Source organism: Hohaiivirga grylli, from assembly GCF_039655745.1.
Classification (GTDB): Bacteria; Pseudomonadota; Alphaproteobacteria; order Rhizobiales; family Beijerinckiaceae; genus Hohaiivirga; species Hohaiivirga grylli.
The window spans coordinates 536,064-561,133 of record NZ_JBBYXI010000002.1 but is presented as its reverse complement, the minus strand read 5'-3'; the positions used below and the strand labels follow the sequence as shown (position 1 = coordinate 561,133).

Sequence of the window (25,070 nt, the reverse complement as noted above, 5' to 3'; positions counted from 1 at the left end):
GTTGAACGAGCGAAACATTATGAAGGATTGGGGCAATATGATTTATTCAGAATTTGGAATAAAGCGTACAGAATCTGCGGTAAGATCCAAACAGCTGAAGCGTATTCTAAGTGCCAGAAAGCAGGCTCTATTAATCGCCACGGCACTTTCATTTGCTCCTTTTGCGGCACCCCATGCGGCAGAATTCGGCGTGGGCAACAATCGCCCATCTTATACTCAGAGCCGTAAAACAGATACAAACATTGATGCCGCATTAAGTGATTTCAGAAAAGATATTTATAATTCAACATATCACGTGAATGCCGGTGACGACTCTGGCGGCACATACAATACTTATGTTTTTCAAAAATACGGGTGCGTTAATCTCTCAACCTGTTCACCTGCATATAAAGAAGAAGTTGCCGCACATTTTCAGGATTATATCCTTGATCTAAGCTCCTTACGTCCAAGCGAAGTCCCAGCAGCTGGTTCAACGATTTATGATTACACTCCCGGCAGCGATTATAATAAATCTGTCTACACATTAAGCGGCGGTTCTTTTCAGGCCTATGAAGCCAATAACCCACTCGCATCTGGAAGTGGCCGAAATTACCAATATATCCCAAGCAGCGGCAGCCTTGGTGGTGCATCAGATACAACAAACTCAGGTGTCTATCGCAATGTTGCAGTCGACCATACAACACTGAATGTTCTCGACAACGCACTGTTTATTGCTGGCCCAACGTTCCATAGAGCCATGATCAACGTCGTTGATGGCGCCGTTATTAATTTTCAGGGGCAGAATACCTATCTTTACAATGATCAGGGTGGCCATACCCTAGCTATTGGCCACTGGCATGAAAAATCCACAGATGATTATAATACAACGGTCAATGCGGTTAATCTGACAATCATTCACGGAACATATTCTGAAGTTAAAAACAGTCAAAACTCCCGAACCATAGTTATTGGTACTGATGGTGCCATCACGAGTAGCGGCAGCATTCTTGGAACAGCCACTTTACACGTTTCCGAAGATCTTGTTTCTGAAAAAAGAACCGCAAGTGGGGGTGGGGCAAACACCGAAATCTACTATAATGGGCAAATCATCGTTGATGGCAACGCAACCTTTCTAACCGAGGCAGACTGGCAAGATGTCATCCGTCTGTATGGCCTCATGGACATTAAGGGCGATATGAACGTCGTTCAGGGCAATGGTGCCGGAACGGCTAATAATAATATCCTTAATGGCACACGTGTCAGAGGTGGGCTGCTGTTTGTTGGCGGTGATTATAATCACAATGCCTTCGCAAACGGTAGCGTAACACAGGGGAACGCTAATAGTCTGGCCGTTACAGCTGAAGATCTAAAATATAATGACGTTCTGATTGAGAGGCTCCGTGGCCGCGCTTATGTTGCTGGCGACATCAATATGAATATTGGTGCTCATGAATACGTCAATTATTACGACAACAATGCAACCGGCGCTAAAGATACATTAAATTACGTTACCGGTATTCTCCTGAATGAAGGTGAGGCCAAGGTTGATGGCAATGTTAATATCAAGATTGCAAATGCCAGCAACGGCTTGGGCATTGATGTTGCAGATGGTGCACTTTGGGTCGGCGGAGCTCTGAATGTCAGCTCTGAAGGGTTGAATCAGAATGTCAGTGCGAACAACAACCTGACAGGCATTAAAATTGCCCATGAAAATGCCCTGCTCGCGACCAATGGTGCTGTAACAATTGATATGAAAACCGACAGCTCTGTTGGTATTGATGTCACTCAGGGGCAGGCACTGCTCGGAACAGGCGCAGCTTCACCAACTGTAACAGATTTCAAAAACGGCAATTATATTCTGCAAGGTACTGATTTTGCACGTGTTGTGCTGGGTGCAGGCAGTATTTCAACAGCTGGTGTAAACTCTCAGTCCGTTAAGATAACGGCAGCCAATGCGATTAAAGCAGACTTCTTACAAGCTGCCGGTACAACAATCACATCTAGTGGTGATAACTCAAACTCTGTTCTCATGCGCAGTGACAGTGGCATTATTACCTTCAGCCAGGCAGGTGTTCTGACCTCATCGGGCGACACTTCAAATGCAGCAGATATTGCCAGCACATCAGCGGACATTACTGTATTGCAGTATGATGGCGGCCGTATCGCAACAACAGGTGATACCTCGATTGCTCTCAAGGCTGTTGCCAATGGCGCAGCAACCCTGACCTTCAACCAGCTTGCCAATAACAGCATTATTGAGACAGCAGGTGTAAATTCCTCTGCCCTTAATCTTCAGGTTGCAGCTGGTGCCCTTGGCATTCTGCATCAAGGCCAGATTAAAACGTCTGGCGACACATCAGATGCAATCAAGGCAACCAGTACATCTGGCAATATTACCCTGATACAGGATGTCGGTGGAAAGGTATCAACAACCGGCCTCACCTCACTTGGTGTCAATGCTGTCTCAACAGCCGGCAGTCAGATTGATTTTGTTCAGCGAAACACGGGCTCAATTACGACAACAGGTAACAACTCGACAGGCGTACTGCTGAGTACAGCTGGTGCATCAACCTTTGCTCAGGCCCAGAATGCATCCATCACCACAACAGGAGATGATGCTGGTGCCGTACAGGTTAATGCATCAACTATTACCTTTACTCAGGATAGCGGCAGCGTGATCCAGTCATCGGGTGCAAACGCAATTGCAGCAGATATTAAAGCGTCGAACGGCCTCATAAGTGCGATTAGCTCTGGAACCATTAAGACGACCGGAGCAACTTCTGATGCTCTTCGGGCTTCGGCTACAGGCACCATCACTCTCAGACAGATTACGAATGGTACTGCGAGCGTTATCGCGACAGAGGGTGATGGCTCTGTCGGCATCAATGCAACCTCCTCGGGAGCAGGCAAAATCACCTTCCAACAGGCTGACGGTAGCACTGTCTCCACAATCGGAAATAATGCAGTTGGCGTTCTCCTGAATACGGGCGGCAATGTTGAATACGTACAGAACTCAGGCTCTGTCACAACAACGGGTTCAAATTCAGGAGCCGTTCAGGCCAACGCTGCGGCTATCACCTTTATGCAAGGTGGCGGTAGTCTGGTTCAGTCGGCAGGTATCAACTCTGTTGCAGCAAATTTCCAGGCAACAACGGGGGCACTTGATGCCAAGCTGGAAGGTGATATTAAATCACTTGGTGCAAACTCTGATGCTTTGAAAGCACGCAGCACCAATGGTGCAATTTCCATAATGCAGCTGCAGGGACTTTCAGGTAGCACCATTTCCACTGAGGGCAATGACTCTGCCGGTATCAATGCCGTCTCTTCCGGCAATGGTAAAATCAGCTTATCTCAGGCAACAAACACAAAGGTTTCCACCAAGGGAGATAACGCTGTCGGTATTATCCTGAACACCGGTGGTGCTATTGAATTCAAACAGGGGCAGACTGCATCGGTATCAACAACAGGTACAGGTTCCGGTGGCATGCAGCTTAACGGAAACTCGATCCTCTTTGAGCAGGTCTCCAGCGGTACAGTACAGACCAGTGGCAGCAATGCTATTGCAGCTAATCTTCAGACTACGACAGGCCTTGCTGATACTCGGGTAGAAGGCACTATCAGTTCTCAGGGGACAAACTCTGATGCCCTGAAGGTCGGAACGACTGGCGGTAATATTAACCTGTATGTGGCCGGTACGGCACAGATCCGTTCTGCTGGTAATTCATCTTATGGTGTTAATGCCATTGCAGGTGGTGCAGGGAATATCACGGCAACCCAGTCTGGTGGTGTATCTTCAGCAGGTAACGACGCCACCGCATTTTCCCTCAAAGCCGATAATGGCAATGTTGTTTACGTACAAAACTCTGGAGCAGGCTACACATTAGCGGCAGGCGAGAATTCCAGCGCCCTGTCTGTGTCTTCAGCCAACGGAACCTTCGACGTAACGCTATCCGGTGTTACCTCAATGTCGACAACAACACTTCAAGCAAATGCTGCTGCCGTTGTTCTTGATGGTCAAGGCACAATGAAAATTGCGCAAATTGCTGAAGTTCTGGCGAATACCAACAATATCGCCATCCTCAAACAGGATAATGGAAGCGTAGATATTGATTCTGCTGGTCATGTTGTCGGAAGCATTCTGCTGACAGGCGCAGGTGATAATACCGTGTACCTTCACGGTAAAACCGATAGCGTCGGTTCTGACATGCAGAAGATTGACGGTGGTGTCGGCGGCACAACAAAGCTGACTTTAAGTGCTGACCTGGGCGACTTCCTGATGAATGCCTACAGTGAAGGCACAGCAACACCAACAGGTATTGCAGGTGAGACATTCTCTCAGCTTCTGAACTGGAAGACTGTCGATATTGCTGATGGTGCCAGAATGAACATGGTTGGCGATGTCAGCCAGGGCGCAGGGGTTGCGATTGAAACAGTCAACATTGGAATGGGTTCAACCCTGTCTAAGACCCACATTCTGTCGACAATCATGAATGCTGATCTGGTCAACAACGAAGGGACGATTGATCTTCGGAATTTCACGGATACAGCAACCAACAAGCTGGGAATCACCGGTGACTACATTGGTGCGGCAAACTCTGTGTTGCTTGTATCTACTCATTGGAACAATGACCCGAATCCTGTCATCACAGGCAATGTGGTCTCGTCCCTTTCTGAAACAGATCACCTGCTCATTCAGGGAACTGCAACAGGCCAGACGATTGTTCGACTGCCAAATGACATTATCGGCGATATCTCTGTCGCAGATATTGTTGCACCGGGCAGTTATGAAAAGCTGACAAAGCCGGTTATCACGGTTCTGACAGATCATGAAAACGCACCGGCTGTCTTTACCGGCAGTGCCCAGACAACCAATGCAGGTGAAGCACAACTGGTTAAGCGCGGCAACGACTATGTCTTTGTTCTTCAGGCATCCAACCCATATCCGCCTGTCGTCACTCCAGTTGATCCGGGCAGCCCACCACCTGTTACACCGCCCCCAACGCCAACGCCTATTCCAATTTACTCGCAGGCAACCTCTGCCTATGTGCAGATGCCACGTGTTAATATGGAACTCGGCTACGATATCCTCGGTACTTACCATGAGCGCACCGGCGAGCCACTGGTCACAGCATGGGATAAATGCGGATACAGCTGCTCAGCAATGGTCAAGTCTCAGGCATGGGGCCGTCTAATTGCCAAACATACTGAAAATGAAGGTGAAAAACGTCTCAGCTATGAAGGAAATACCTTCATTCTGCAGGCAGGCCACGACCTTTACACACACTATGATTCAGACAATCAGGGCGCGAAGACTGTCTTCGGTGTCATGGGAACCTATGCCCGTGTCGATGATCTGAAGTTCTATGACAAATATCGCTCTGTCAGCGGCATGGTTGTCGGCGACAAGCATACCGGCAATGGTAGTGTTGAAGCAGGTGGTGTTGGCTTTTATCTGACGAAAGTCGGGGCTAAGGGCGCTTATCTGGATGTTGTTGGGCAGTTCAACTACTTCAACAATACATACAAACCACGCAGTGGTGGCGACAAGAAGTCCCAGAATGGTTATGGCCTGACACTCTCTGCAGAAGTTGGCGCACCATTCAAGATTACGGAAAACTGGTACGTTGAGCCACAGGCCCAAATTATCTACCAGCGCCTCTCGCTTGATAACTTCTATGATGGTTATCGCAATGTGAACCAGAAGGATGCCGATGGCTGGCGTGGTCGTGTAGGCTTCCGCCTCGCCTATAGTGCGCCAACAGAATACCAGCGCACCAAAACCTTCTTCCTGAAGGGAAATATCTGGCATGACTTCCAGGGCACAAGTGACGTTGCTCTTGGACGCGATGTAGTGAGCGAGCGGTATAATCATACATGGGGCGAAGTGGGAGCCGGCTTCCAGCTACCTATCAATGACAGCGCCTATGTCTTCACGGATGTTTCGTATGCGCGTTCGTTCTCGGATGCAAAGCGTGAAGAATATCGCGGCAATCTCGGATTGAAGATTGAGTGGCGCTAAGCGCCACTCTCATTCCCTTTCACATAATATCCAGTGAGAAAAATCATGAAGAAAACTATCGCAATTACGTTTGCTCTCTCTCTGCCTGTATTTCTGGCTGCCTGTAGCAATGTTGGAACCGTTCAGAACAAATGGTGTGACCCGGCACAACCTGAACAGATCACACTTTCTGCTGATGCTCTGTTTGCATTTGACCGCTCTTCAATGTCTGATCTGCTTCCAGAAGGTCGCAGAACCCTTGATGAGCTCGCTCACAAGCTGACCACCGGCTACGCTACAATCGATGCCATTAATCTCACAGGCCATACAGATCGTCTTGGCAATGGGGATTACAACATGCGTCTTGGTAAGGCCCGTGCCAATACAGTGCGCCACTATCTCATTCAGCGCGGTGTTCGTGCCCCGATCTTGACAGCAACGGCTGGCGCAACCAAGCCTATTACAACGAGCTGCAATGGAGACATTCCTTCCGCTGAGCTTAAAGAGTGTCTGGCTCCAGATCGTCGGGTAACCGTTGATATCCTCGGTGCCCGTAAGTAACGCATCTCAATATTTAAAAATGCCTCAACTTGATGGGAGCGGGATAACCTGCTCCCATTTTTTATATTCCCGCCTTACCTGAGCCTGAAGAGATTTCTGCTGTGTAGAACACAGCAAGAACATTCCTTGTGTTCTCTATTTGTTTCTGATATGCAGAATGTGATACTTCTTTTGGCCCAAGGTATTGGCGATGCTGACACGTAAACAACACGACCTGCTCTGTTTTATCAATGAACGACTGATGGAAGCTGGCGTTCCGCCCTCATTTGAAGAAATGAAGGAAGCGCTGGATCTCAAGTCAAAGTCCGGTATTCACCGACTCATCACCGCTCTGGAAGAAAGAGGCTTCATTCGCCGTCTCCCCAACCGGGCACGCGCTCTTGAAGTTATCAAGATGCCTGAAGGTGCGGCCTCCCGCCCAAAATTCAAACCAACAGTTGTTGAAGGTGGCCTGACAGCAGAGCGTATCGCTGCGCCAATCAGCAAGCCTACCCTGCCTCAGACAGATAACGACAACATCTCAATTCCGGTTATCGGCCGTATTGCAGCCGGTGTTCCGATTTCGGCCATTCAGGATCACAGTCACTCTGTTACTGTTTCACCAGAATTTCTTTCTTCAAAAGGTGAACACTTTGCACTGGAAGTGCACGGCGACTCGATGATTGAGGCCGGTATCTTCGATGGCGATCTCGTTATCCTTCGCCGTCAGGACACAGCCAATACAGGTGATATTATTGTTGCACTGATTGACGATGAGGAAGCAACTCTTAAAAGGCTACGTCGTAAGGGCTCCTCAATTGCTCTTGAGGCTGCCAATCCTGCCTATGAGACACGTGTTCTGGGCCCAGACCGGGTAAAAATACAGGGACGTTTGGTCAGCCTACTCCGTCGTTACTGAGTTTACTCACCAAGGCCCGTTTAAAACGGGCCTTTTTCATAAACCACGCTGCCATGGCCACCGGGCATTTTCGACTCTGGCATGTTCAACAATAAGCTGGTTTTGACTATTTCGTAAAACAGCTGCTGCCCCTTTTACCTGCAATGCTCTTTTATCAATAATAACAGGCGCCTGACACGTAATGGGCACGCGGGTTGTGGCAACAATGATATCAGCCCGCCGGCAATCCTCCTCAAAAGCTGCTGATTTATGAACAATCGCCACCGAAACAATACCTTCATGCGCACAACCAAGCGCATCACAACCAGCATTTTTAACCGGTTTCACCTCAGCATAAGATCGCCCGTCCCCATCCGCACGCAACCATTGCTCTGCAAGAAAACTATTGATACGGCCAACGAAAACCAATGCCCCGTTTTCTGACCTGACAGCTACGGCTCTCCCATCTCTGTCAACAAATGCAACATATTCTTTTGAAAATAGTACCGTAGAAACAATGGCAACTCCCATCGGAGCAATAAAGCCCCAGCGCAGATGAGACCGGAAATGCGTCAGCCAAATCAGGGCAATGGCTGATAATAGCAGCACCATCGGCTGCAAAGCCGAGAAGTACTGAACAGAACCGCCAAAGGTCTCAACCCATTGGGCAGCTTTCACAACCTGCCCTGTTGCAATGCCAACAGCCCACCAGACGGGCTCATCAAGCCCAAGGGGGTAACAAAGCACCCCGATGACACCTAATGGCATAATAATGAGAGATACCAGCGGCAGAGCAAGGATATTTCCGATAAGCCCAAATGGCATTGCCGTATGAAAGTGATAAACCGCAAACGGCGCTGTCGCCAGCCCGGCAGCGAGACTTGTCAAACAAAGGGCAATGAGCCAGTTCAGAGTTTTTACAAGAACCCTTTTAAAGCTTCCACTATTCGTCATCTTGAGAGATAACCTAGACGCGTAAGGGGCAAGAGATATCAAAGCTGCAGCGGCTGCAAATGACATCTGGAATCCCGGCCCAAGCAAGGCCTCAGGTGAAAAAAGCAAAATCAGTAATGCTGCAAGTGATAGATTACGCAGACTGATAGCATGCCGCCCGGCAACAATTGCTCCCAACATCACCATCGTCATGACAAGGGCACGAATGGTTGCAACGCTGGCTCCGGAAAATACACAGTAAGTAACGGCCCCAAACATAGCCGCAACGGCTGCAATTTTCTTGGTCTGCCATCTTAAAGCAATAGCGGGAAACAGCGATAAAGCATAACGAACGGACCAGAAAAACAAGCCTGCAGCAATCACCATATGAAGCCCGGAAATCGCAACAATATGGTAGATGCCGGCGGCCCTAAGGGCCTGATTGGTTTCTTCAGTGATGTAACCACGTTTTCCTGTCACCAAAGCCGCGGCAATACCACCTCCTGGCTCACCAACGGATTCATAAATCTGTTTGGCGATCCTGTTTCGCAGCCTATCAATGGAAAACATAAAACCCGATTCCAAAGTGTATTGCGCACTGTTATCAAGCAATGAAACCTGCCCAAGAACAGAGCCAACAGCACCAATACCTTTGAAATAGGCATCGCGCGCAAAATCATATCCTGATGGCCTCACAGGCTGAGGAAGAGGCAATAGCCTTACCTGAGCGTCAATATAATCACCGGCCTGCAAAATAGAACTGGGCCGTAATGTAACACGCACCTTCACAGGTATTTCCGAAGGTTTTAATCCGGAAAACTCTAAAACACGTACGGTTAGCTGCGGGCGCCGCTCGTTACGTATCTCAACACTTTCAACCAATCCTTTCAGCTGTCCAATCAATATTCTTTCAAGAACAGGAGTTTTTATGCGTTCCATTCGCAAGGCAGAACTCGTCACACCACCTGCAAAGAACCCCATTAGCATTAATAAAATGAAGAAAAAGCGTTTCCGAAAAAATATCCCAGCACCAATAAAAGCAATGGTCGAGACAAAGGCGGCCACCTTCAAGGGTATCGGTTCTGATAGCTGGAAGAACAGAACAATACCGCCGCCAAAGCTGATAACCAGCCAGCAAAGAATCCTGTAATCCTCATTTTCCCGCACCAGACATTCCCGCCATCCATTTCGGACTGCGTTCAATGAAATTGAAAAGAGGATATGGGCATCCAATAGTTTCATACGTGTAAATGCAGCTTTTCGCTTAACGTTGTCCCCACCTCATGGTAGACGACAGTAAGGCAGATATTATATGCCCAGTTTCCCTTCCTCTATCGGCAATAGATATTACTCAAAATGACCAAACCGATTGTTACGCGCTTTGCCCCGTCTCCTACAGGCTTCCTCCACATCGGAGGAGCACGGACAGCATTGTTCAACTGGCTCTTTGCCAAACGCTTTGGCGGAAAAATGCTGCTTCGTATCGAAGATACAGATAGGGAGCGCTCAACGGATGAAGCCATTCAGGCCATTATAGATGGCTTGAGCTGGCTTGGTCTCAGCTGGGATGAGGATGTCGTTTATCAGTTCAGCCGCGCTGCCCGTCACCGTGAAGTGGCAGAACAGCTTCTTGCGGATGGCAAGGCCTATTACTGTTACGCAACACCTCAGGAACTTGAGGAAATGCGTGAGCTTGCCCGTAAAGAAGGCCGCCCGCTTCGTTATGATGGCCGCTGGAGAGATAAAGACCCTTCAGAAGCTCCAGAAGGTGTAAAGCCTGTCATTCGCCTAAAAGCCCCCGTTGAAGGCGAAACCATTGTAAATGATCACGTCCAAGGGCGCGTTACATGGCAGAACAAAGATCTTGATGACCTTGTACTGCTGCGTTCTGACGGCACACCAACATATATGCTGGCTGTCGTTGTGGACGATCATGATATGAATGTTACACATGTCATTCGTGGTGATGATCACCTCACCAATGCAGCTCGACAGACACATATCTATAATGCAATGGGGTGGGATGTTCCTGAATGGGCCCATATTCCATTGATTCACGGTGCAGATGGAGCAAAACTCTCCAAACGCCATGGTGCCCTTGGTGTCGATGCCTACCGCAGCATGGGCTATCTGCCGGATGCATTGAGAAACTATCTTGTTCGCCTCGGCTGGAGCCATGGTGATCAGGAGATATTCTCAACGGAAGAAATGATTGCAGCATTCAATCTTGAGCAGATTGGTCGCTCCCCTGCACGCTTTGACTTTGCCAAGCTTGAAAACCTTAATGGCCATTATATGCGCCAGACAGATGATGCACAGCTGCTTAAAGCTATTGAAATCATCCTTCCGGAGGTTGGCTCTGAGCGTGGAGCACCAAGCCAGCTAAATAATGAGCTGAAAGCTTTGTTTCTTGCCTCAATGGCAGGGTTGAAAGAACGCGCAAAAACTCTGATTGAGCTGATTGATAATGCTTATTATCTTTATGCTTCACGCCCATTGAATTTTGATGAAAAGGCAGCCAAGCTGCTCGAAGATGGCTCTGATCGTCTTTCTGGCATCATTTCAAAGCTGGAAGCGGTTTCTGACTGGAATACCGAAAATATAGAGGCTGTCATACGTGCGCACGCACACGACATCGAAGCCAAATTAGGCCAGGTTGCCCAGCCACTTCGTGCCGCAGTAACGGGGCGTTCAACCTCCCCAGGACTGTTTGAGGTCATGGCAATCCTTGGAAAGAAAGAAATCCTCGCTCGTTTGGCAGATTGTGGAATATCAGACTGATATTCCACAATTATCGCATTGTTCTTTAGGCGTGCTTGATACGACCGAGAGGATGGAGTACCGACATATATTACGTACCTGCGACCGAATAGCGCATTAGCATGTTAAGCTATGTATTGTTGTTGTATTTGGTCCGGTAAACATCACGAAAGGTGGGTAAATTCATGGCAAAAAAATCCAGCACCCTCACCATTGATGGTCAGCAATTCGAGCTTCCTGTTTTTGAAGGAACCATCGGCCCAAGCGTCGTCGATATTTCTAAGCTGTACGGTCAATCCGGTCACTTTACGTATGACCCTGGCTTCACATCTACAGCAAGTTGCGAATCCAAGATCACTTACATCGATGGCGATAAGGGTATCTTGTTGTATCGCGGCTATCCAATTGAACAGCTTGCAGAGCAAGGTGACTTTTTGGAAACATGCTATCTCCTGCTTTATGGAGAGCTTCCTACAGCCGCTGAAAAAGCTGACTTTGACATGCGTGTTACGAAACACACGATGGTCAATGACCAGATGCACCGCTTCTTTCAGGGCTTCCGCCGCGACGCACACCCAATGTCTATCATGGTTGCTGTCGTTGGTGCTCTCTCGGCCTTCTATCACGACTCGATTGACATCTCTGATCCGCAGCAGCGGATGATTGCTTCGATGCGTATGATCTCCAAGCTGCCAACAATCGCGGCTATGGCATATAAGTACTCTGTCGGTCAGCCATTCGTTTATCCGCAGAATAGCCTCAGCTATGCAGCAAACTTCCTGCGCATGTGCTTTGCCGTTCCATGTGAAGAATATCAGGTGAATCCGGTTCTGGCCCGCGCGCTCGACAAGATTTTCATCCTGCACGCTGATCATGAACAGAATGCATCGACTTCAACAGTACGCCTTGCCGGCTCTTCTGGTGCAAATCCATTCGCATGTATTGCGGCTGGTATTGCCTGCCTGTGGGGCCCTGCTCATGGCGGCGCAAACGAAGCAGCTCTCAAGATGCTTGAAGAAATCGGAACACCAGATCGTATTCCGGAGTTTATCAAGCGCGCTAAAGATAAAGATGATCCGTTCCGCCTGATGGGCTTTGGTCACCGTGTTTATAAAAACTATGATCCACGTGCCCGCATCATGCAGAAAACAACTCATGAAGTTCTCGCTGAAATCGGTGATACCGATGATCCGATCTTCGAAGTTGCCAAGGAACTGGAACGTATTGCTCTTCAGGATGAATACTTCATTGAGAAGAAGCTGTATCCGAATATCGACTTCTATTCCGGTATTACATTGCGTGCCATGGGCTTTCCGACATCCATGTTTACTGTTCTGTTTGCGCTGGCCCGTACCGTCGGCTGGATTGCTCAGTGGATGGAAATGATTGAGGATCCACACCAGAAGATTGGCCGTCCGCGCCAGCTTTATACAGGTTCCCCTCAGCGGGATTACCGTACATTATCCCAGCGTGGATAATCCAATAATAAAGGGGCCATTCAGGCCCCTTTTAATTTATCTGGCTGTCTCTAAAACAATCCTTGCGGCACGTTCACTTGGCGCTTCCCCACCAATTCCCATCAGATCATCCAACCTGTCGAACTGTGCCAGTTGCTGCTGACGCTCAGGCGTATCTGAAAGAAGCGGCCTCAGGGCTGCAGAAAGCTTCTCTGGTGTACAGTCCTGCTGAATAAACTCAGGTACGGTCTTATTTTGCAAGACAAGGTTTGCCAGCACAATCGACTCGACTTTAACGAGAAAACGAAGCTGCTCTTCAAACTTTGAAACCTTATAGCCAACAACCATGGGCACTTTTGAGAGAGCAAGCTCCAGTGTTACCGTTCCAGAGGCCGCCAGTGCCGCATGGGCGCCCCTAAAAGCTGCGAGCTTAGCTTCTTCTCCAAATACGAGCTTAGGCTGCACCCGCCAGTTCTTGGAACGCTCCTCAATTTCCCTAGCGTGATGCGCAACAGCCGGAATAATGACATCAAAGCCTCCGGGGTTTTCTGCATCCAGCAACGCAACAGCTTCCCCAAAGGGTTCCATAAGACGAGAGACCTCTGAACGTCTGCTACCAGGCAAAACAATGAGCTGTTTCCGCCCATGATCTATTGGCTTCCGTTCATTGTCCTTTGGCCTGAACTCACTGATACGCTCGATTAACGGGTGCCCAACATAACTGCATGGCGGACCATCCAGACGTTTATGAGCAGCAGGCTCGAATGGCAGGATAGCCATAACATGATCAACATAAGCGCGCATCTTTTTGGCGCGCCCCGGCCGCCAAGCCCAGACAGATGGACTAACGTAATCCACGATTGGAATATGCGGCGCTTTTTGTCGAACCCGTTTGGCAACCCGATGCGTGAAATCAGGGCTATCAATAATGACCAGCACATCAGGGTTGTCAGCAATAACCGCCTCTGCCGTTTGCTTGATACGTGCAAGAATAAGCCGTAACCGTGCTACGACAGCGCCAAATCCCATGACAGCAATATCTTCAAGAGGAAAAAGGCTCTTGATGCCTTCTGCGATCATCTTCTGACCACCAACACCCTGGAATTCAATCTGGACTGGACTTTGCGCTTTCAGGGCCCGCATAAGTTTTCCACCCAGCTGATCTCCAGATTCTTCACCGGCAACGATAAAGATACGACGGGTCTGCTTTGGGGAATTGGTCATTTTAAGCCAGTCTCAGTCAACAGGTACGCCAATCAGGAACATATTCCTGCGATTGGCCTCTTCAATTGTTTTCTCTTTATCGACAATCAGCGTTTTTGCAGCACCAATTGCTACCCCACGAATTCCGGCTTTGTATGCCTCTATAATTGTACGTGGGCCAATCGTTGGCATATCAATCCGGAGATCCTGCTGGACTTTGGCAGTCTTGATAAAAACGCTATTGGGGATTGCCGGTGCAGTACGTGCAAAGAGCCTCTTCTTCTGCAATGAACCAACACGACGGATCATTTTATCTGTCCCCTCTGGCCCTTCAATAGCCAGAACGTGTTGATTTACAATAACAAGCCCTTGGCCAATATCAAACTTTGCAATTGTATTCAAAAGCTGAAGGCCACTGGCAATGGAATGCATCTCTTCGTCAGAAGGCTGACGGTTCGTAAAAACACCCTCACTGCTCATAATTTCTGGAGCAATTTCATGAGCTCCTAATACCGGAAAGCCATTATCTTCCAAAAGTGCAATGGCACCTTTCAGCAAGTGGTCATCTCCACGTATAACAATCTCTTTCAACTCATTCATATTGAGAAGAAGGGAGAAAGAACCAAGTAGTGCGGATGGGCGCGGCCGATGGACAGCCCCGGCCATCACAACACCTGAGGGGGTCCACTCCTTAAGACAGGCCAAAATACCGCGAACATCCAGCAAATCTCGAACCTGATCAGCCTGCAGCGTTGTTGCCTTGTCTGCAAATCCACGGAAAGCGAGCATCTTGAACGGCTGCCCATCAGAACGCATTCTCTGAGCCAATGTTGCTGGCAAGAGCCCTGCTCCTGCCAAAATGACAATTGGTGCGTCTGTTTGCTTTATCATTATGCCGAAGCGCCACCTGAATCACGAGGTGTCAGGATTGAGCGATCCTTACTGGTGCGAATGAATTCAAGAATTTCAGCAACGATTTTTTGATTGGAAAAAGCTGCAGAAACATCATCAACACGCTCAGACAGAGTGCCTTCATTGGCAAAAAGCAAGCGATAGGCATGACGCAATTCATGAATCTCCTCACGGGAAAATCCACGACGCTTGAGACCAATGATATTCAACCCGGCAAGATAGGCACGGTTACCCATAGCCATACCATACGGAATAACATCATTTTCAATAGCTGACATACCACCAATGAAGGCATGGGCGCCAATGCGTGCAAACTGATGGATACCAGCCCCACCACCAACAATCACGTAATCGCCAATATAGCAGTGCCCAGCTGGCATCACATTATTAGAGAAGATGACGTGATTACCAATCTCACAATCATGTGCAACGTGAGAGTTCGCAAGGAAAAGACAATGATTTCCGACTGTTGTTGTCATGCGTCCGTGAGCAGTACCCGGATTCATGGTTACGCCTTCACGGATTGTGCAATCACTGCCGATAACTAATGTGCTTTCTTCTCCCGCATATTTCACATCCTGAGGCGGATGTCCAAGCGAAGCAAAAGGATAAACCTTTGTGCGTGCCCCTATGCTGGTACGACCGGCAACAACAACATGGCTGATGAGTTCACATCCTTCGCCAAGTTCAGCCTGGGCACTAACAACGCAGAAGGGGCCAATCTTGACGCCATCAGCAATTTTAGCGCCAGCCTCAACAACAGAGCTGGGATGAATTTCAATATTACTCATTCAATTGCCAACCATCGCGCTAAGTTCAGCTTCGCAAACGAGAACACCGTTAACTTTGGCCTCTCCGCGATACCACCACATATTCCGACGGTGATTGATTTTGGTCATGTGGAATTCAACGACATCACCAGGAACAACTGGCTTTCTAAACTTCACTTTATCAATAGTCATAAAGTAAACATGCTTTGGTCGTTCAGCATCTGAAAGCTTTGAAAACACACAAATTGCACCAGCCGTCTGTGCCATTGCCTCAATCAGCAGAACCCCTGGGAAAATAGGTGTTGCCGGAAAGTGGCCCGTGAACTGTGGCTCATTATAGGTAACGTTTTTGATGCCAATGCAGGATTCATCACCATCAATATCAATAATCTTGTCGACCAACAAAAATGGATAGCGGTGAGGTAAAAGATCCAGAATCTTTACAATATCAATAGATTCAAGCTTTTTTGGCGAATCCGTCATAGAATTTTCCACTTGCTAATAGAATTATTACTCTTCATCACTCTGTGACGTTGTTTTACTGGATACAGCGTGGCTTGCAGCTAATTTCTTCAATTCCCGAAGCTCTCGGATCCATGCTTTCATTGGCTTAGCAGGGGTTCCACCCCACTTTTCACCAGCAGGTATATCATCAGCCGCATGGCTGCCACCAGCAATCATCGCACCAGCACCAATGTGACGATGTCCACTGACACCGCCCTGCCCGCCGATAACAACAAAATCGTCCAGTGTCGACGAACCTGCAATACCGACCTGAGCAACAATCACACAATGGCGACCAATGGATACGTTATGTCCAATCTGCACAAGATTATCAATCTTTGTGCCCTCTCCAATAACGGTATCCCGGCTTGCACCACGATCAATCGTTGTATTGGCACCAATATCGACATCATCCTGAATGATGACACGGCCAATCTGAGGTACTTTCAGATGACCGTTTCGACCCATTGCAAAGCCAAAACCATCTTGTCCGATACGTGCACCCGGTAAAATAACGACACGATTGCCAACAAATGCATTCAGGATTGAAACCTGAGCACCAATTGAACAGTCACGGCCAATACGAACATGAGCACCAATAACGCTATGGGCACCAATAACGGTTCCCGCACCGACTTCTGCATGGGGACCAATAACAGCACCCGGATCAACAATCACACCCTGTTCAAGACGCGCTGTCGGATGCACGAAAGATCCCGGGGAAATGCCGGTCGCATCAAATACGGAGCTGGGGCGTACGGCTGTTGGATACATATATGCAAGAATACTTGCATAGACACGATACGGATCAGGAGTAACGATCGCTATCGTTGTCTGAGGTACCCGCGCTGAAAATCGGGGAGAAACAATACAAACACCGGCTTTTGTATTCGCAAGAATATCAACATAGCCAGGATTGTTCATGTAAGCGACATCATCAGGACCCGCTGTCTCCAAAGGGCCTGCATTCGCTATAATTTTTTCGGGGTCAATGCCATCCGGCAAATCAACTTGAGCTAACGTCGCCACCTGGCGAAGCGTGAGTTCACCCCCGCGTGGGAAAAAGTTTGGCTCAACCATTTTTACACTTTAAGGGCGCTGTTTGAAAACAGCGCCCTATTAGAAAGTAGATTATTAGAAGCGTGTACCACCGGAGAACCGGAAGGCCTGCGTCTTATCACCACCGTAGCGGACACCATCAACCTTGACACCATCATCCTTTGACAAGGCATAGGCATAGTCGAAGCGAATTGGGCCAAGTGGTGAATTCCAGAGGATCGAGGCACCGATCGAGGAACGAATAACGTTCTTATCACGCACCTTGATACAGTTCTGTGCTGTACCAGTGTTTCCGTATGAGCACATGCTACCTGGGCTATAACCTTCGAGCAGTGTGTTGTACGAACTATTCGGGAAGTAGGTCTTGCCCTCATAGTTGAACAATGTACCGGCATCAGCAAAGACCGCACCCTTCAGGCCAAGCTCACGTGGCAGGAACGGAATTGGGAACTGTGCTTCAAGCGAACCACCGAAGTAGGTTGTACCACCAACGGCGTTAGCTTCGGAGTCAAGCGTCGAGATATCACGCGGACCAATACCGGATGGAGCAAAACCACGAACCAGTGTTGGGCCTAAGAAGAAGTTATCTACGATACGCAGATCCTTACCACCGAAGGCGCGGATGTGACCACCCTGCAGGCGAACCATACCGACGATATCGTCTGTCAGTTCACGGTAGTAACGGGCATCACCAGTGACGCGGAAGAACTTGGAGTCACCACCAAGACCAGCGACTTCAGGCTTCACTTCAACATACAGACCATTACGTGGATCACGTGTGTTATCCAGTGTGTTGTATGTCAGTGTAACACCAGCAAGCGAGGTCAGCGTCTTACCGACAGCTTCCTTAATTGCCAGAGAAGCTTCACCGTTATTCTGACAGTAGTAAGCATTTGGCGAACCGTCAGAATTTAGGACTGTTGTACCGTAAATCGGATTTGTACAATCGTTATATGGCTCGCTCAGCGTGTTAGGAATCTTCATTTCCTGCTGGTAGAGCGAATAACGGAATGTAACAGCAACTTCTTCCGTAATCGGCAGACCCAAACGAATCTGACCACCTGTCATACGGTTTGTATAACGTGCGTACTTGGTTTCGTCAGAATATTTGGAGAACAGATCGAAACCTGCTGCCATACGATAGCCAAGGAAATATGGTTCGGTGAATGAGAAGTCGATACCCTTGGAGCGCTGACCCATAGAACCGGCAACACGGACATACTGACCACGACCGAGGAAGTTGGTCTCTGTAACTGCAACTTCACCGATGAAGCCGTCAGAAGTGGAGTAACCACCTGAAACAGAGAACGAACCTGTTGGCTGATCTTCAACATCAACGTTGACGATCACACGGTCAGGACCAGAGCCCGGCTCGTTGGTAACACGAACCTTCTTGAAGTAACCAAGGTTGTTCAGACGACGCTCTGCACGATCCATCAGGACCTTATTGTAAGCATCACCTTCACCAAGATCGAATTCACGACGAATGACATAGTCACGTGTACGTGTATTGCCGCGAATATTGATACGCTCGATATAAACACGAGGACCTTCTTCAACGACATAACCGATATCGACGGTATGTGTTTCTGGATTACGCTGACCGACCGGGCGAACCTGAGCAAACGCATTACCCTGCTTTGCAGCAGTATTGGTCATAGCCTGAACAGATTTCTCAACAGCGTCAGCATTGTAGACATCACCTGTTGACGTGGAAACACCACCTTCAACACTGGAAACATCCAAACCAGACATACGGGATTCAACATTCACGTTACCAACGCGATACTGCGGACCCTCGTCAACAGTGATGGTCACAATGTAACCACCCTGAGCCTCATCAAAGTAAGCCTCAGCCGATGTGATCTGGAAATCAGCATAACCGTTCTTAAGATAGAAGCGACGGATCAGCTCCTGATCAGATGCCAGACGATCCGGATCATAAACGTCTGAGTTCTTAAAGAAGCTCAGGAAGTTCATTTCCGTTGTCGTCATCAGACTACGCAGGCGGCTTGATGAATAATTTGTATTACCAACAAAGTTGATCGCCTTAACGCCTGTCTTATCACCTTCTGTAACGGTGAAGACAACGTCGTAACGGCCATTTGGCAGATCGACAACACGATAGCTGACATCAGCATATCCACGACCTACGCGATTGTAGATGTTTTTAATCCGCTCTACGTCAGCTGCGAGAGTTGCATTCGTGACACGTGCAAAAGGGCGAGCCTGCAGCTCATTAAGAAGAGCCGTTTTTTCGACCTTCTTACTTCCCTCAACCACAACGCGGTTAACTGTCATACCGCCACGAACAGCATCAGCACGTGCGCGCCGTGCTCCCGTATCGTCCTGCTGAGCCAGGGCGGCAGAAGAGCCAACCATAGCCATGGTGGCGACAGCCACACCAACAGCAGCGACAGCAGTTTTAGCCGAGTTACGCCGGCGAATTTTAGTCATCGACATTATCGAAGCCCATTTTTGTGTTGCGTTCCCATGGTCATTACACCACAGACCAGATAGAAAAGACTACCCGGATAGAATAGCTCACCATGTTTCTACAGATTTTCTGACAATATGCAAATCATCTAGAGGTCTCTACCCTATGGATTCTTCACAAGCGTTGCATGTCAGACACGTCAAATCTGCACTTATTGTGTAAAATTTCGCATCAAATCGGCCCCTGTCGCGAATACAAAAACCGCTAAAATCAACAGCAACCCAACCCTGAACGCGAACTCCTGAACCCTTTCATTTAAAGGCTTTCGGGTGATCATCTCAATAATACAAAAGAGCAAATGTCCACCATCCAGAACCGGTATTGGCAATAAATTAACCATTCCAATAGAAACTGACAGAAAAGCTGCGAATCCTATCAGGTCAAGAAGCCCTCTTTCGGCTACTTTTCCTGTCATTTGCGCGATTCCAACTGGTCCGGAGAGCTGCGTTAATGAAATTTTTCCCGTAATTAGCTTTCCAACTGTGGATACTGACTGATCAATAATAGACCAGGTGGTTTTTCCGCCTTCTACAATTGCATCCAAAACACCAAGCTTGATGAATCGTAGACGGCCATCAATCCGGGTATCCACCTGGAACCCAAGCTGACCACCATCAACAAAACCAATCAGAGACTTGATTTTCTTCAGAGCTGGTACAGCAGTGATATCAACGACTGCACCATCACGCTCTACTTTAAAGTGCATGGGCTCTTCAGCATTAATGACAACGCTCTGCGTAACCTGAGAAAAGTCAGTTATTTTTGAGCCATTAATAGAGAGAATGAGGTCACCGGCCTTAAAGCCGGCCTCTTCAGCCCGTCCGCCTTCTACGACCATATCAATACGTGGCTCAACTTCAACCTTACCTGAAGCGGCAAAAAAGACGCTATAAATGGCAATTGCGAAAATAAAATTGGCAACAGGCCCCGCAGCCACAATTAACGCCCGCTTCCACGCAGCCTGCGCATGCAGACTGATCGCTTTCATCTCCGGAGAAAGCCTGGCACCGGCATCACTATCGGGAGCGCTGGCCGCATTACCATCTCCAACAAAGCGAACATACCCCCCCAGAGGCAGCCAGCTTATTTTCCAGCGTGTGCCATGTTTATCTGTCCAGCCGAGGATTTCACGGCCAAAACCAATTGAAAACTCATCAACCCCGACACCACACCAGCGGCCTACAATGAAGTGACCATATTCGTGAACGAACACTATGACGGATAAAACGGCGATAAATGCTGCCAGATAGAACAATGTTGAAAAGGCAAAGAGGCCACCCAACTTCATAAGAATTAAACTGAGGGTATCCATCATATTGCTCGGTTCACTTTCCGTATCGGGTTAAGATTTTTCAGGCATTTGAAATGAAGAGTTCAAAACTCTTCAGTGTTTTGCCAATATTAGCTCAAGATGCTCCTGAGCCATCTTCGTGGCATCATTATGAATAGCCAAGGCATCTTCTACACTTGCCGGAGCACGAACACCTTCACCAGCATAAACAGAGCAGACTGCTGCAACAAGCGTGTAGATATCATAGAACTTTATCTGCCCACCCATATAGGCTGCAACCGCAACCTCATTCGCGGCATTCATCGCAGCCGGTAACGGCCCACCGGCCCTCAGAACGGCTTTTGCCAGCTTAAGGCAAGGGAAGCGTTCTTCGTCTGGAGCCTCAAAGTTCAACCGGGAAATCTTGACAAAATCCAGCACCGGATAAGGCATCTTTAGCCTGCGTTCAAAACCAAGAGCATTAGCTATCGGAATACGCATATCTGGAGCTGCCAGACCAGCAGTCACAGCCCCATCCCGCCATTGCGCAATTGCATGAACAATTGCGTCGGGATGTACAACAACATCCAACTGATCTGCCCTGAGATCAAACAAATGGCTAGCCTCAATGAGCTCCAGCCCCTTATTCATTAGTGTTGCAGAATCAATAAGAATCTTGGCTCCCATAGCCCAAACCGGATGACGAGACGCCACCTCAGCCGGAGCTGCGGCAATATCTTCACGGGACCATGTCCGGAATGGACCGCCAGATGCCGTAATTGTTGCAATTGTTACATCCTGACTTTGCCCAGCCATCAAAGCCTGTTGCAAAGCATTATGTTCAGAATCAACGGCAAAGACCTCTGCTCCAATGGCAGCAGCAGCTTTCATAAAAGACTGGCCGGCACATACAAGGCTTTCCTTATTTGCAAGAGCAATGCGACGCCCTTTTTTTAAGGAAGCATAGGTTGGAGCCAATCCTGCGGTACCTGCAATGGCCGCAAGAATAACATCTGCGGGGCGGTCGACAGCCTCAAGAACAGCCTTCTCACCTGCACCACAGTCAATATCCGTATCTGAAAGCGCTTCTTTTAAATCGGCAAGCTTCGTCGCATCAGCGACCACAGCGCAACGCGCTTTGACACGTTTTGCTGTTTCAGCGAGCGTCTCAACATTGCTACCACCGACAACGGCTTCAACTTCAAATTTATCCGGATGTTCTGAGACAACATCAACAGTGGAACGGCCAATCGACCCGGTTGCGCCAAGGATTGTAATTTTCCGCATTACGCTGCCCAATTATGAACCATGTGAGTGAGAATAAGGCACATCCCCAGAAAGAAGACAGCAGCCCAGAAACCATCGAGACGGTCCATGGCGCCTCCATGTCCAGGAATAAGCGCACTGGAATCTTTCACACCAAAGTGGCGTTTTAAAGAGGATTCTGCCAAATCCCCCCCCTGAGACAGAATGGAGGCGATAGCAGAGAAAACGGCAACAAGAACCCAGGAAAGGCGAACATTTCCGCCCTGCAGGATAAAAACAATTGCAACGCCTGATAATGTACCCGCGATTAAGCCACCACAAAAACCAGACCATGTCTTGTTTGGACTGACACTGGGCCATAGCTTTGGCCCGCCACAGGCACGCCCGACAAAATAGGCTGCAATATCCGTCGCCCAAACGACAGCAAAGACCCATAGGATATTTGAGAGACCCGAAAACGGCATTTCCCGAAGAAATGGCGGGAAGAACGCAATCACAGCCGCATAGAGCACACCGCCCCCAATCCAGAAACGATCCCGTACCGTACAACCGGAAAGAGTAACAAATATCCCTAGAACGACGGACACAAGCAAAGCGAACCAGCCATTTCCATGGGCAAGATGTGGCACGACAGACAGAGCGGCGACAGCTATGGCACCCACGCCAAAACATATCCGGGCAGGAAAAATGAAACCAACGCCGGACATCTTTGTCCATTCCCAGAAAACAGCAACAGCAGCTATTGCCCAGAACAAGGCAAATATTTCACCGCCAATATAAGCCGTCCCAAGAGCTGCAATAATCATCATTATCGCGGAGACAACGCGCGTAGCGAGCTCAGATGGCTTTCTTTCAGATTTCAGGTTTGTTGGCTGCATTGGATTTGTCATAGGGCTGAGGCGCAACGTTTATAACCCGCCGAAGCGCCGCTCTCTGCGGCCATATTCTTCGATCGCCACATTAAGAGCCTCCCCGTCAAAATCAGGCCAGAAAACTGGCAGGAACAGAAACTCAGAGTAGACTGTTTGCCAGGTCAGGAAATTTGAAATTCTTTGTTCTCCTGACGTCCGGATAACAATATCTGGGTCTGGAATGCCAGCAGTATAGAGACGTTGCTCTATATCTGCCAAATTAATATCTTCAACCTTAAGCTTACCTGCTACAACATCCTGAGCAATTGCCTGCGTTGCAGCAACCAGCTCCTGACGACCTCCATAATTAAAGGCAATCAGCAAAGTCAGGCCTGTGTTATCTTTTGTCAGCTCTTCAGTTTTGATGAGATCTGATAAAATCTCGGACTCGAGCCCTACTCGCTCACCAATGATTTTCACGCGTACGTTGCGTTTATGCAGATCATTAAGATCACGACGAACAAATAGCCTGAGGAGGCCCATCAGATCGGAGACCTCCTGAACGGGACGTCTCCAGTTTTCTGATGAAAATGCGAAGATAGAAAGATACGGAATACCGAGTTCGCTTGCGGCCTGAATGGTTTTGCGAAGAGCTTCCATTCCGCGGCGGTGCCCTTCCAACCGTGGCAAACCGCGTTGTTTAGCCCAGCGCCCATTACCATCACAGATGATGGCAACATGCGAAGGCATGCTTCCGTCTTCCTTAGACGGAATTGAAACCTGCGCATGCGTATCGGCGGACTGGGTCATTCGGTATTATCCGGAACATGCAGATCAATTAGACCTGCATGATTTCCTTTTCTTTGACTACGAGCTGAGCATCGATTTCAGCAATGGCAGCATCTGTTGCCTTCTGAACCTGATCACCTTCACGCTTTGCGTCGTCTTCACTGATTGAGCCGTCTTTTTCGAGCTTCTTGATGGTATCCATTCCATCACGACGGACGTGGCGAACAGCAACACGCGCATCTTCAGCATACTTATGAGCGACCTTAACCAGCTCCTTACGTCGCTGTTCTGTCATCTCTGGAATGCGAAGGCGAATTGTCTGCCCTTCTGTCTGCGGATTTAATCCAAGGTCAGAAATGGAAATGGCTTTTTCAATAGCCTGAACCAGTCCACGATCCCATACCTGAATAGACAGCAGGCGTGGCTCTGGCACAGAAACCGTTCCCAGCTGGGAAAGAGGTGTCATTGAGCCATAAGCATCAACCTGAATCGGATCTAGAATTGCAGGAGAAGCGCGTCCCGTGCGAAGGCTGCTGAGATCGTGCTTGAAAGAATTAAATGCGCCCTGCATACGGCGTTTGATGTCACTGATGTCGAATGTGGCAGTCATCGTTTCGTCCTGAGCTTTGAAATTGTTAAAAAGGCTTACGTTACCAGCGAGCTCACATCAAGGGACAACTACTGTTGAAGGAGCTGTTCCTTCAAGAATAGCTGTAATGGAACTTGGAAAGTGCACACTGCCAACGATAATAGGAAGCTTGTTTTCCCTAGCTAAAGCGAAGGCTGCGGTATCCATCACCTTCAAATCCTGCGCAATTGCCTCATCGTGAGTTAACTGTTCAAAACGTATGGCAGAAGGGTCTTTCTTCGGATCTGCCGAATAGACACCATCAACCTGCGTTGCTTTTAGAACTGCATCACAACGTAATTCTGCAGCACGCAGGACCGCAGATGTATCTGTCGTAAAGAACGGATTGCCCGTTCCACCAGCCAGAACAATTGTCTGGCCCTTCTCAATATAGCGCAGGGCTGGCTGACGCGCATAAGTCTCACAGATTGTCGGCATGGACACAGCTGACATCGTACGGGCTGAAACACCAGCTGCGTTGATCGCATTCTCGATAGCAAGGGAATTCATAACCGTTCCCAGCATGCCCATGGCATCAGCTGTTGCACGGTCAATCCAGCCAGCAGCGCTCATACGTGCACCTCGGATAATATTACCACCACCAATTACGATAGCGATTTCATAACCCTTCGCAGTTGCACTAACGATATCATGGGCAAAACCAGCCAGAATTTTTGGATCGAACCAATAACCATCATGTGCGGCCAAGGCTTCACCGGAGAGTTTTACCAGAACACGCCGAAATCTTTTTGCCAT

The 25,070-nt window shown here is 48.6% G+C and carries 18 protein-coding genes; 5 read left to right on the top strand and 13 right to left on the bottom strand.

From position 1 onward, the window contains the following. The first annotated feature begins 37 nt into the window (after nt 1–37). The 3 genes from WJT86_RS06945 to lexA all read left to right on the top strand — a co-directional run bounded on the left by WJT86_RS06945 (nt 38) and on the right by lexA (nt 7,436). Complete coding sequence (locus tag WJT86_RS06945) at nt 38–5,998, top strand: autotransporter outer membrane beta-barrel domain-containing protein (protein ID WP_346336819.1); 5,961 nt, start codon at nt 38–40, stop codon at nt 5,996–5,998. Nucleotides 5,999–6,043: 45 nt separating this feature from the next. Beyond that, nucleotides 6,044–6,538, top strand: a complete 495-nt coding sequence (locus WJT86_RS06940) for an OmpA family protein (RefSeq protein ID WP_346336818.1) — start codon at nt 6,044–6,046, stop codon at nt 6,536–6,538. Between the two features lie 190 nt (nt 6,539–6,728). Then, nucleotides 6,729–7,436, top strand: a complete 708-nt coding sequence (gene lexA, locus WJT86_RS06935) for a transcriptional repressor LexA (RefSeq protein ID WP_346336817.1) — start codon at nt 6,729–6,731, stop codon at nt 7,434–7,436. A gap of 36 nt (nt 7,437–7,472) precedes the next feature. Here the strand turns inward: lexA and WJT86_RS06930 are convergent, their stop codons facing one another. Continuing rightward, entirely contained in the window at nt 7,473–9,515 is a 2,043-nt protein-coding gene (locus tag WJT86_RS06930; RefSeq protein WP_346336815.1) for a ComEC/Rec2 family competence protein, read from the bottom strand. Between the two features lie 189 nt (nt 9,516–9,704). Between WJT86_RS06930 and gltX the strand changes: the two genes are divergently transcribed. Together gltX and gltA are read left to right on the top strand one after the other, a co-directional pair. Next, on the top strand, nt 9,705–11,129 hold the full coding sequence (gene gltX / locus WJT86_RS06925) for a glutamate--tRNA ligase (RefSeq protein WP_346336813.1): 1,425 nt from the start codon (nt 9,705–9,707) through the stop codon (nt 11,127–11,129). Nucleotides 11,130–11,293: 164 nt separating this feature from the next. Further along, nucleotides 11,294–12,586, top strand: coding sequence for a citrate synthase (gltA, locus tag WJT86_RS06920; protein WP_346336812.1), 1,293 nt, complete (start codon nt 11,294–11,296; stop codon nt 12,584–12,586). Nucleotides 12,587–12,622: 36 nt separating this feature from the next. On the opposite strand, the gene lpxB is transcribed toward gltA, so the two are convergent. From lpxB to pyrH, 12 genes are all read right to left on the bottom strand, one after another. Continuing rightward, nucleotides 12,623–13,789: a lipid-A-disaccharide synthase gene (lpxB, locus tag WJT86_RS06915; RefSeq protein WP_346336811.1), complete on the bottom strand. Its 1,167-nt coding sequence runs from the start codon at nt 13,787–13,789 to the stop codon at nt 12,623–12,625. Between the two features lie 12 nt (nt 13,790–13,801). Next, nucleotides 13,802–14,659: an LpxI family protein gene (locus WJT86_RS06910; protein WP_346336809.1), complete on the bottom strand. Its 858-nt coding sequence runs from the start codon at nt 14,657–14,659 to the stop codon at nt 13,802–13,804. Further along, nucleotides 14,659–15,471, bottom strand: a complete 813-nt coding sequence (lpxA, locus tag WJT86_RS06905; RefSeq protein WP_346336808.1) for an acyl-ACP--UDP-N-acetylglucosamine O-acyltransferase — start codon at nt 15,469–15,471, stop codon at nt 14,659–14,661. The genes WJT86_RS06910 and lpxA overlap by 1 nt, the downstream gene beginning before the upstream one ends. Beyond that, the gene (gene fabZ / locus WJT86_RS06900; RefSeq protein ID WP_346336807.1) at nt 15,472–15,933 is read right to left on the bottom strand and encodes a 3-hydroxyacyl-ACP dehydratase FabZ; all 462 of its coding nucleotides are present in this window, start codon (nt 15,931–15,933) and stop codon (nt 15,472–15,474) included. Nucleotides 15,934–15,960: 27 nt separating this feature from the next. Continuing rightward, complete coding sequence (lpxD, locus tag WJT86_RS06895) at nt 15,961–17,034, bottom strand: UDP-3-O-(3-hydroxymyristoyl)glucosamine N-acyltransferase (RefSeq protein WP_346336805.1); 1,074 nt, start codon at nt 17,032–17,034, stop codon at nt 15,961–15,963. 54 nt (nt 17,035–17,088) lie between these two features. Beyond that, nucleotides 17,089–19,479, bottom strand: a complete 2,391-nt coding sequence (gene bamA / locus WJT86_RS06890) for an outer membrane protein assembly factor BamA (protein WP_407066930.1) — start codon at nt 19,477–19,479, stop codon at nt 17,089–17,091. A 182-nt stretch (nt 19,480–19,661) separates the two neighbouring features. Beyond that, entirely contained in the window at nt 19,662–20,825 is a 1,164-nt protein-coding gene (rseP, locus tag WJT86_RS06885) for an RIP metalloprotease RseP (RefSeq protein WP_346336803.1), read from the bottom strand. Nucleotides 20,826–20,894: 69 nt separating this feature from the next. Then, the gene (gene dxr, locus WJT86_RS06880; protein WP_346336802.1) at nt 20,895–22,067 is read right to left on the bottom strand and encodes a 1-deoxy-D-xylulose-5-phosphate reductoisomerase; all 1,173 of its coding nucleotides are present in this window, start codon (nt 22,065–22,067) and stop codon (nt 20,895–20,897) included. After that, nucleotides 22,067–22,936, bottom strand: coding sequence for a phosphatidate cytidylyltransferase (locus tag WJT86_RS06875; RefSeq protein WP_346336801.1), 870 nt, complete (start codon nt 22,934–22,936; stop codon nt 22,067–22,069). Before WJT86_RS06875 ends, dxr begins: the two co-directional genes overlap by 1 nt. An 18-nt stretch (nt 22,937–22,954) precedes the next feature. Further along, nucleotides 22,955–23,671: an isoprenyl transferase gene (locus tag WJT86_RS06870; protein ID WP_407066929.1), complete on the bottom strand. Its 717-nt coding sequence runs from the start codon at nt 23,669–23,671 to the stop codon at nt 22,955–22,957. Between the two features lie 64 nt (nt 23,672–23,735). After that, nucleotides 23,736–24,296, bottom strand: a complete 561-nt coding sequence (gene frr, locus WJT86_RS06865) for a ribosome recycling factor (RefSeq protein ID WP_346336799.1) — start codon at nt 24,294–24,296, stop codon at nt 23,736–23,738. A gap of 57 nt (nt 24,297–24,353) precedes the next feature. Continuing rightward, nucleotides 24,354–25,070, bottom strand: a complete 717-nt coding sequence (gene pyrH / locus WJT86_RS06860; RefSeq protein WP_346336798.1) for a UMP kinase — start codon at nt 25,068–25,070, stop codon at nt 24,354–24,356.

Excerpts from the sequence above, each read along its gene's own strand:
- WJT86_RS06945 (WP_346336819.1), top strand. The coding sequence starts at position 38 with ATGATTTATTCAGAATTTGGAATAAAGCGTACAGAATCTGCGGTAAGA.
- WJT86_RS06940 (WP_346336818.1), top strand. The coding sequence starts at position 6,044 with ATGAAGAAAACTATCGCAATTACGTTTGCTCTCTCTCTGCCTGTATTT.
- lexA (WP_346336817.1), top strand. The coding sequence starts at position 6,729 with ATGCTGACACGTAAACAACACGACCTGCTCTGTTTTATCAATGAACGA.
- gltX (WP_346336813.1), top strand. The coding sequence starts at position 9,705 with ATGACCAAACCGATTGTTACGCGCTTTGCCCCGTCTCCTACAGGCTTC.
- gltA (WP_346336812.1), top strand. The coding sequence starts at position 11,294 with ATGGCAAAAAAATCCAGCACCCTCACCATTGATGGTCAGCAATTCGAG.
- lpxB (WP_346336811.1), bottom strand. The coding sequence starts at position 13,789 with ATGACCAATTCCCCAAAGCAGACCCGTCGTATCTTTATCGTTGCCGGT.
- WJT86_RS06910 (WP_346336809.1), bottom strand. The coding sequence starts at position 14,659 with ATGATAAAGCAAACAGACGCACCAATTGTCATTTTGGCAGGAGCAGGG.
- lpxA (WP_346336808.1), bottom strand. The coding sequence starts at position 15,471 with ATGAGTAATATTGAAATTCATCCCAGCTCTGTTGTTGAGGCTGGCGCT.
- fabZ (WP_346336807.1), bottom strand. The coding sequence starts at position 15,933 with ATGACGGATTCGCCAAAAAAGCTTGAATCTATTGATATTGTAAAGATT.
- lpxD (WP_346336805.1), bottom strand. The coding sequence starts at position 17,034 with ATGGTTGAGCCAAACTTTTTCCCACGCGGGGGTGAACTCACGCTTCGC.
- rseP (WP_346336803.1), bottom strand. The coding sequence starts at position 20,825 with ATGATGGATACCCTCAGTTTAATTCTTATGAAGTTGGGTGGCCTCTTT.
- dxr (WP_346336802.1), bottom strand. The coding sequence starts at position 22,067 with ATGCGGAAAATTACAATCCTTGGCGCAACCGGGTCGATTGGCCGTTCC.
- WJT86_RS06875 (WP_346336801.1), bottom strand. The coding sequence starts at position 22,936 with ATGACAAATCCAATGCAGCCAACAAACCTGAAATCTGAAAGAAAGCCA.
- frr (WP_346336799.1), bottom strand. The coding sequence starts at position 24,296 with ATGACTGCCACATTCGACATCAGTGACATCAAACGCCGTATGCAGGGC.
- pyrH (WP_346336798.1), bottom strand. The coding sequence starts at position 25,070 with ATGGCAAAAAGATTTCGGCGTGTTCTGGTAAAACTCTCCGGTGAAGCC.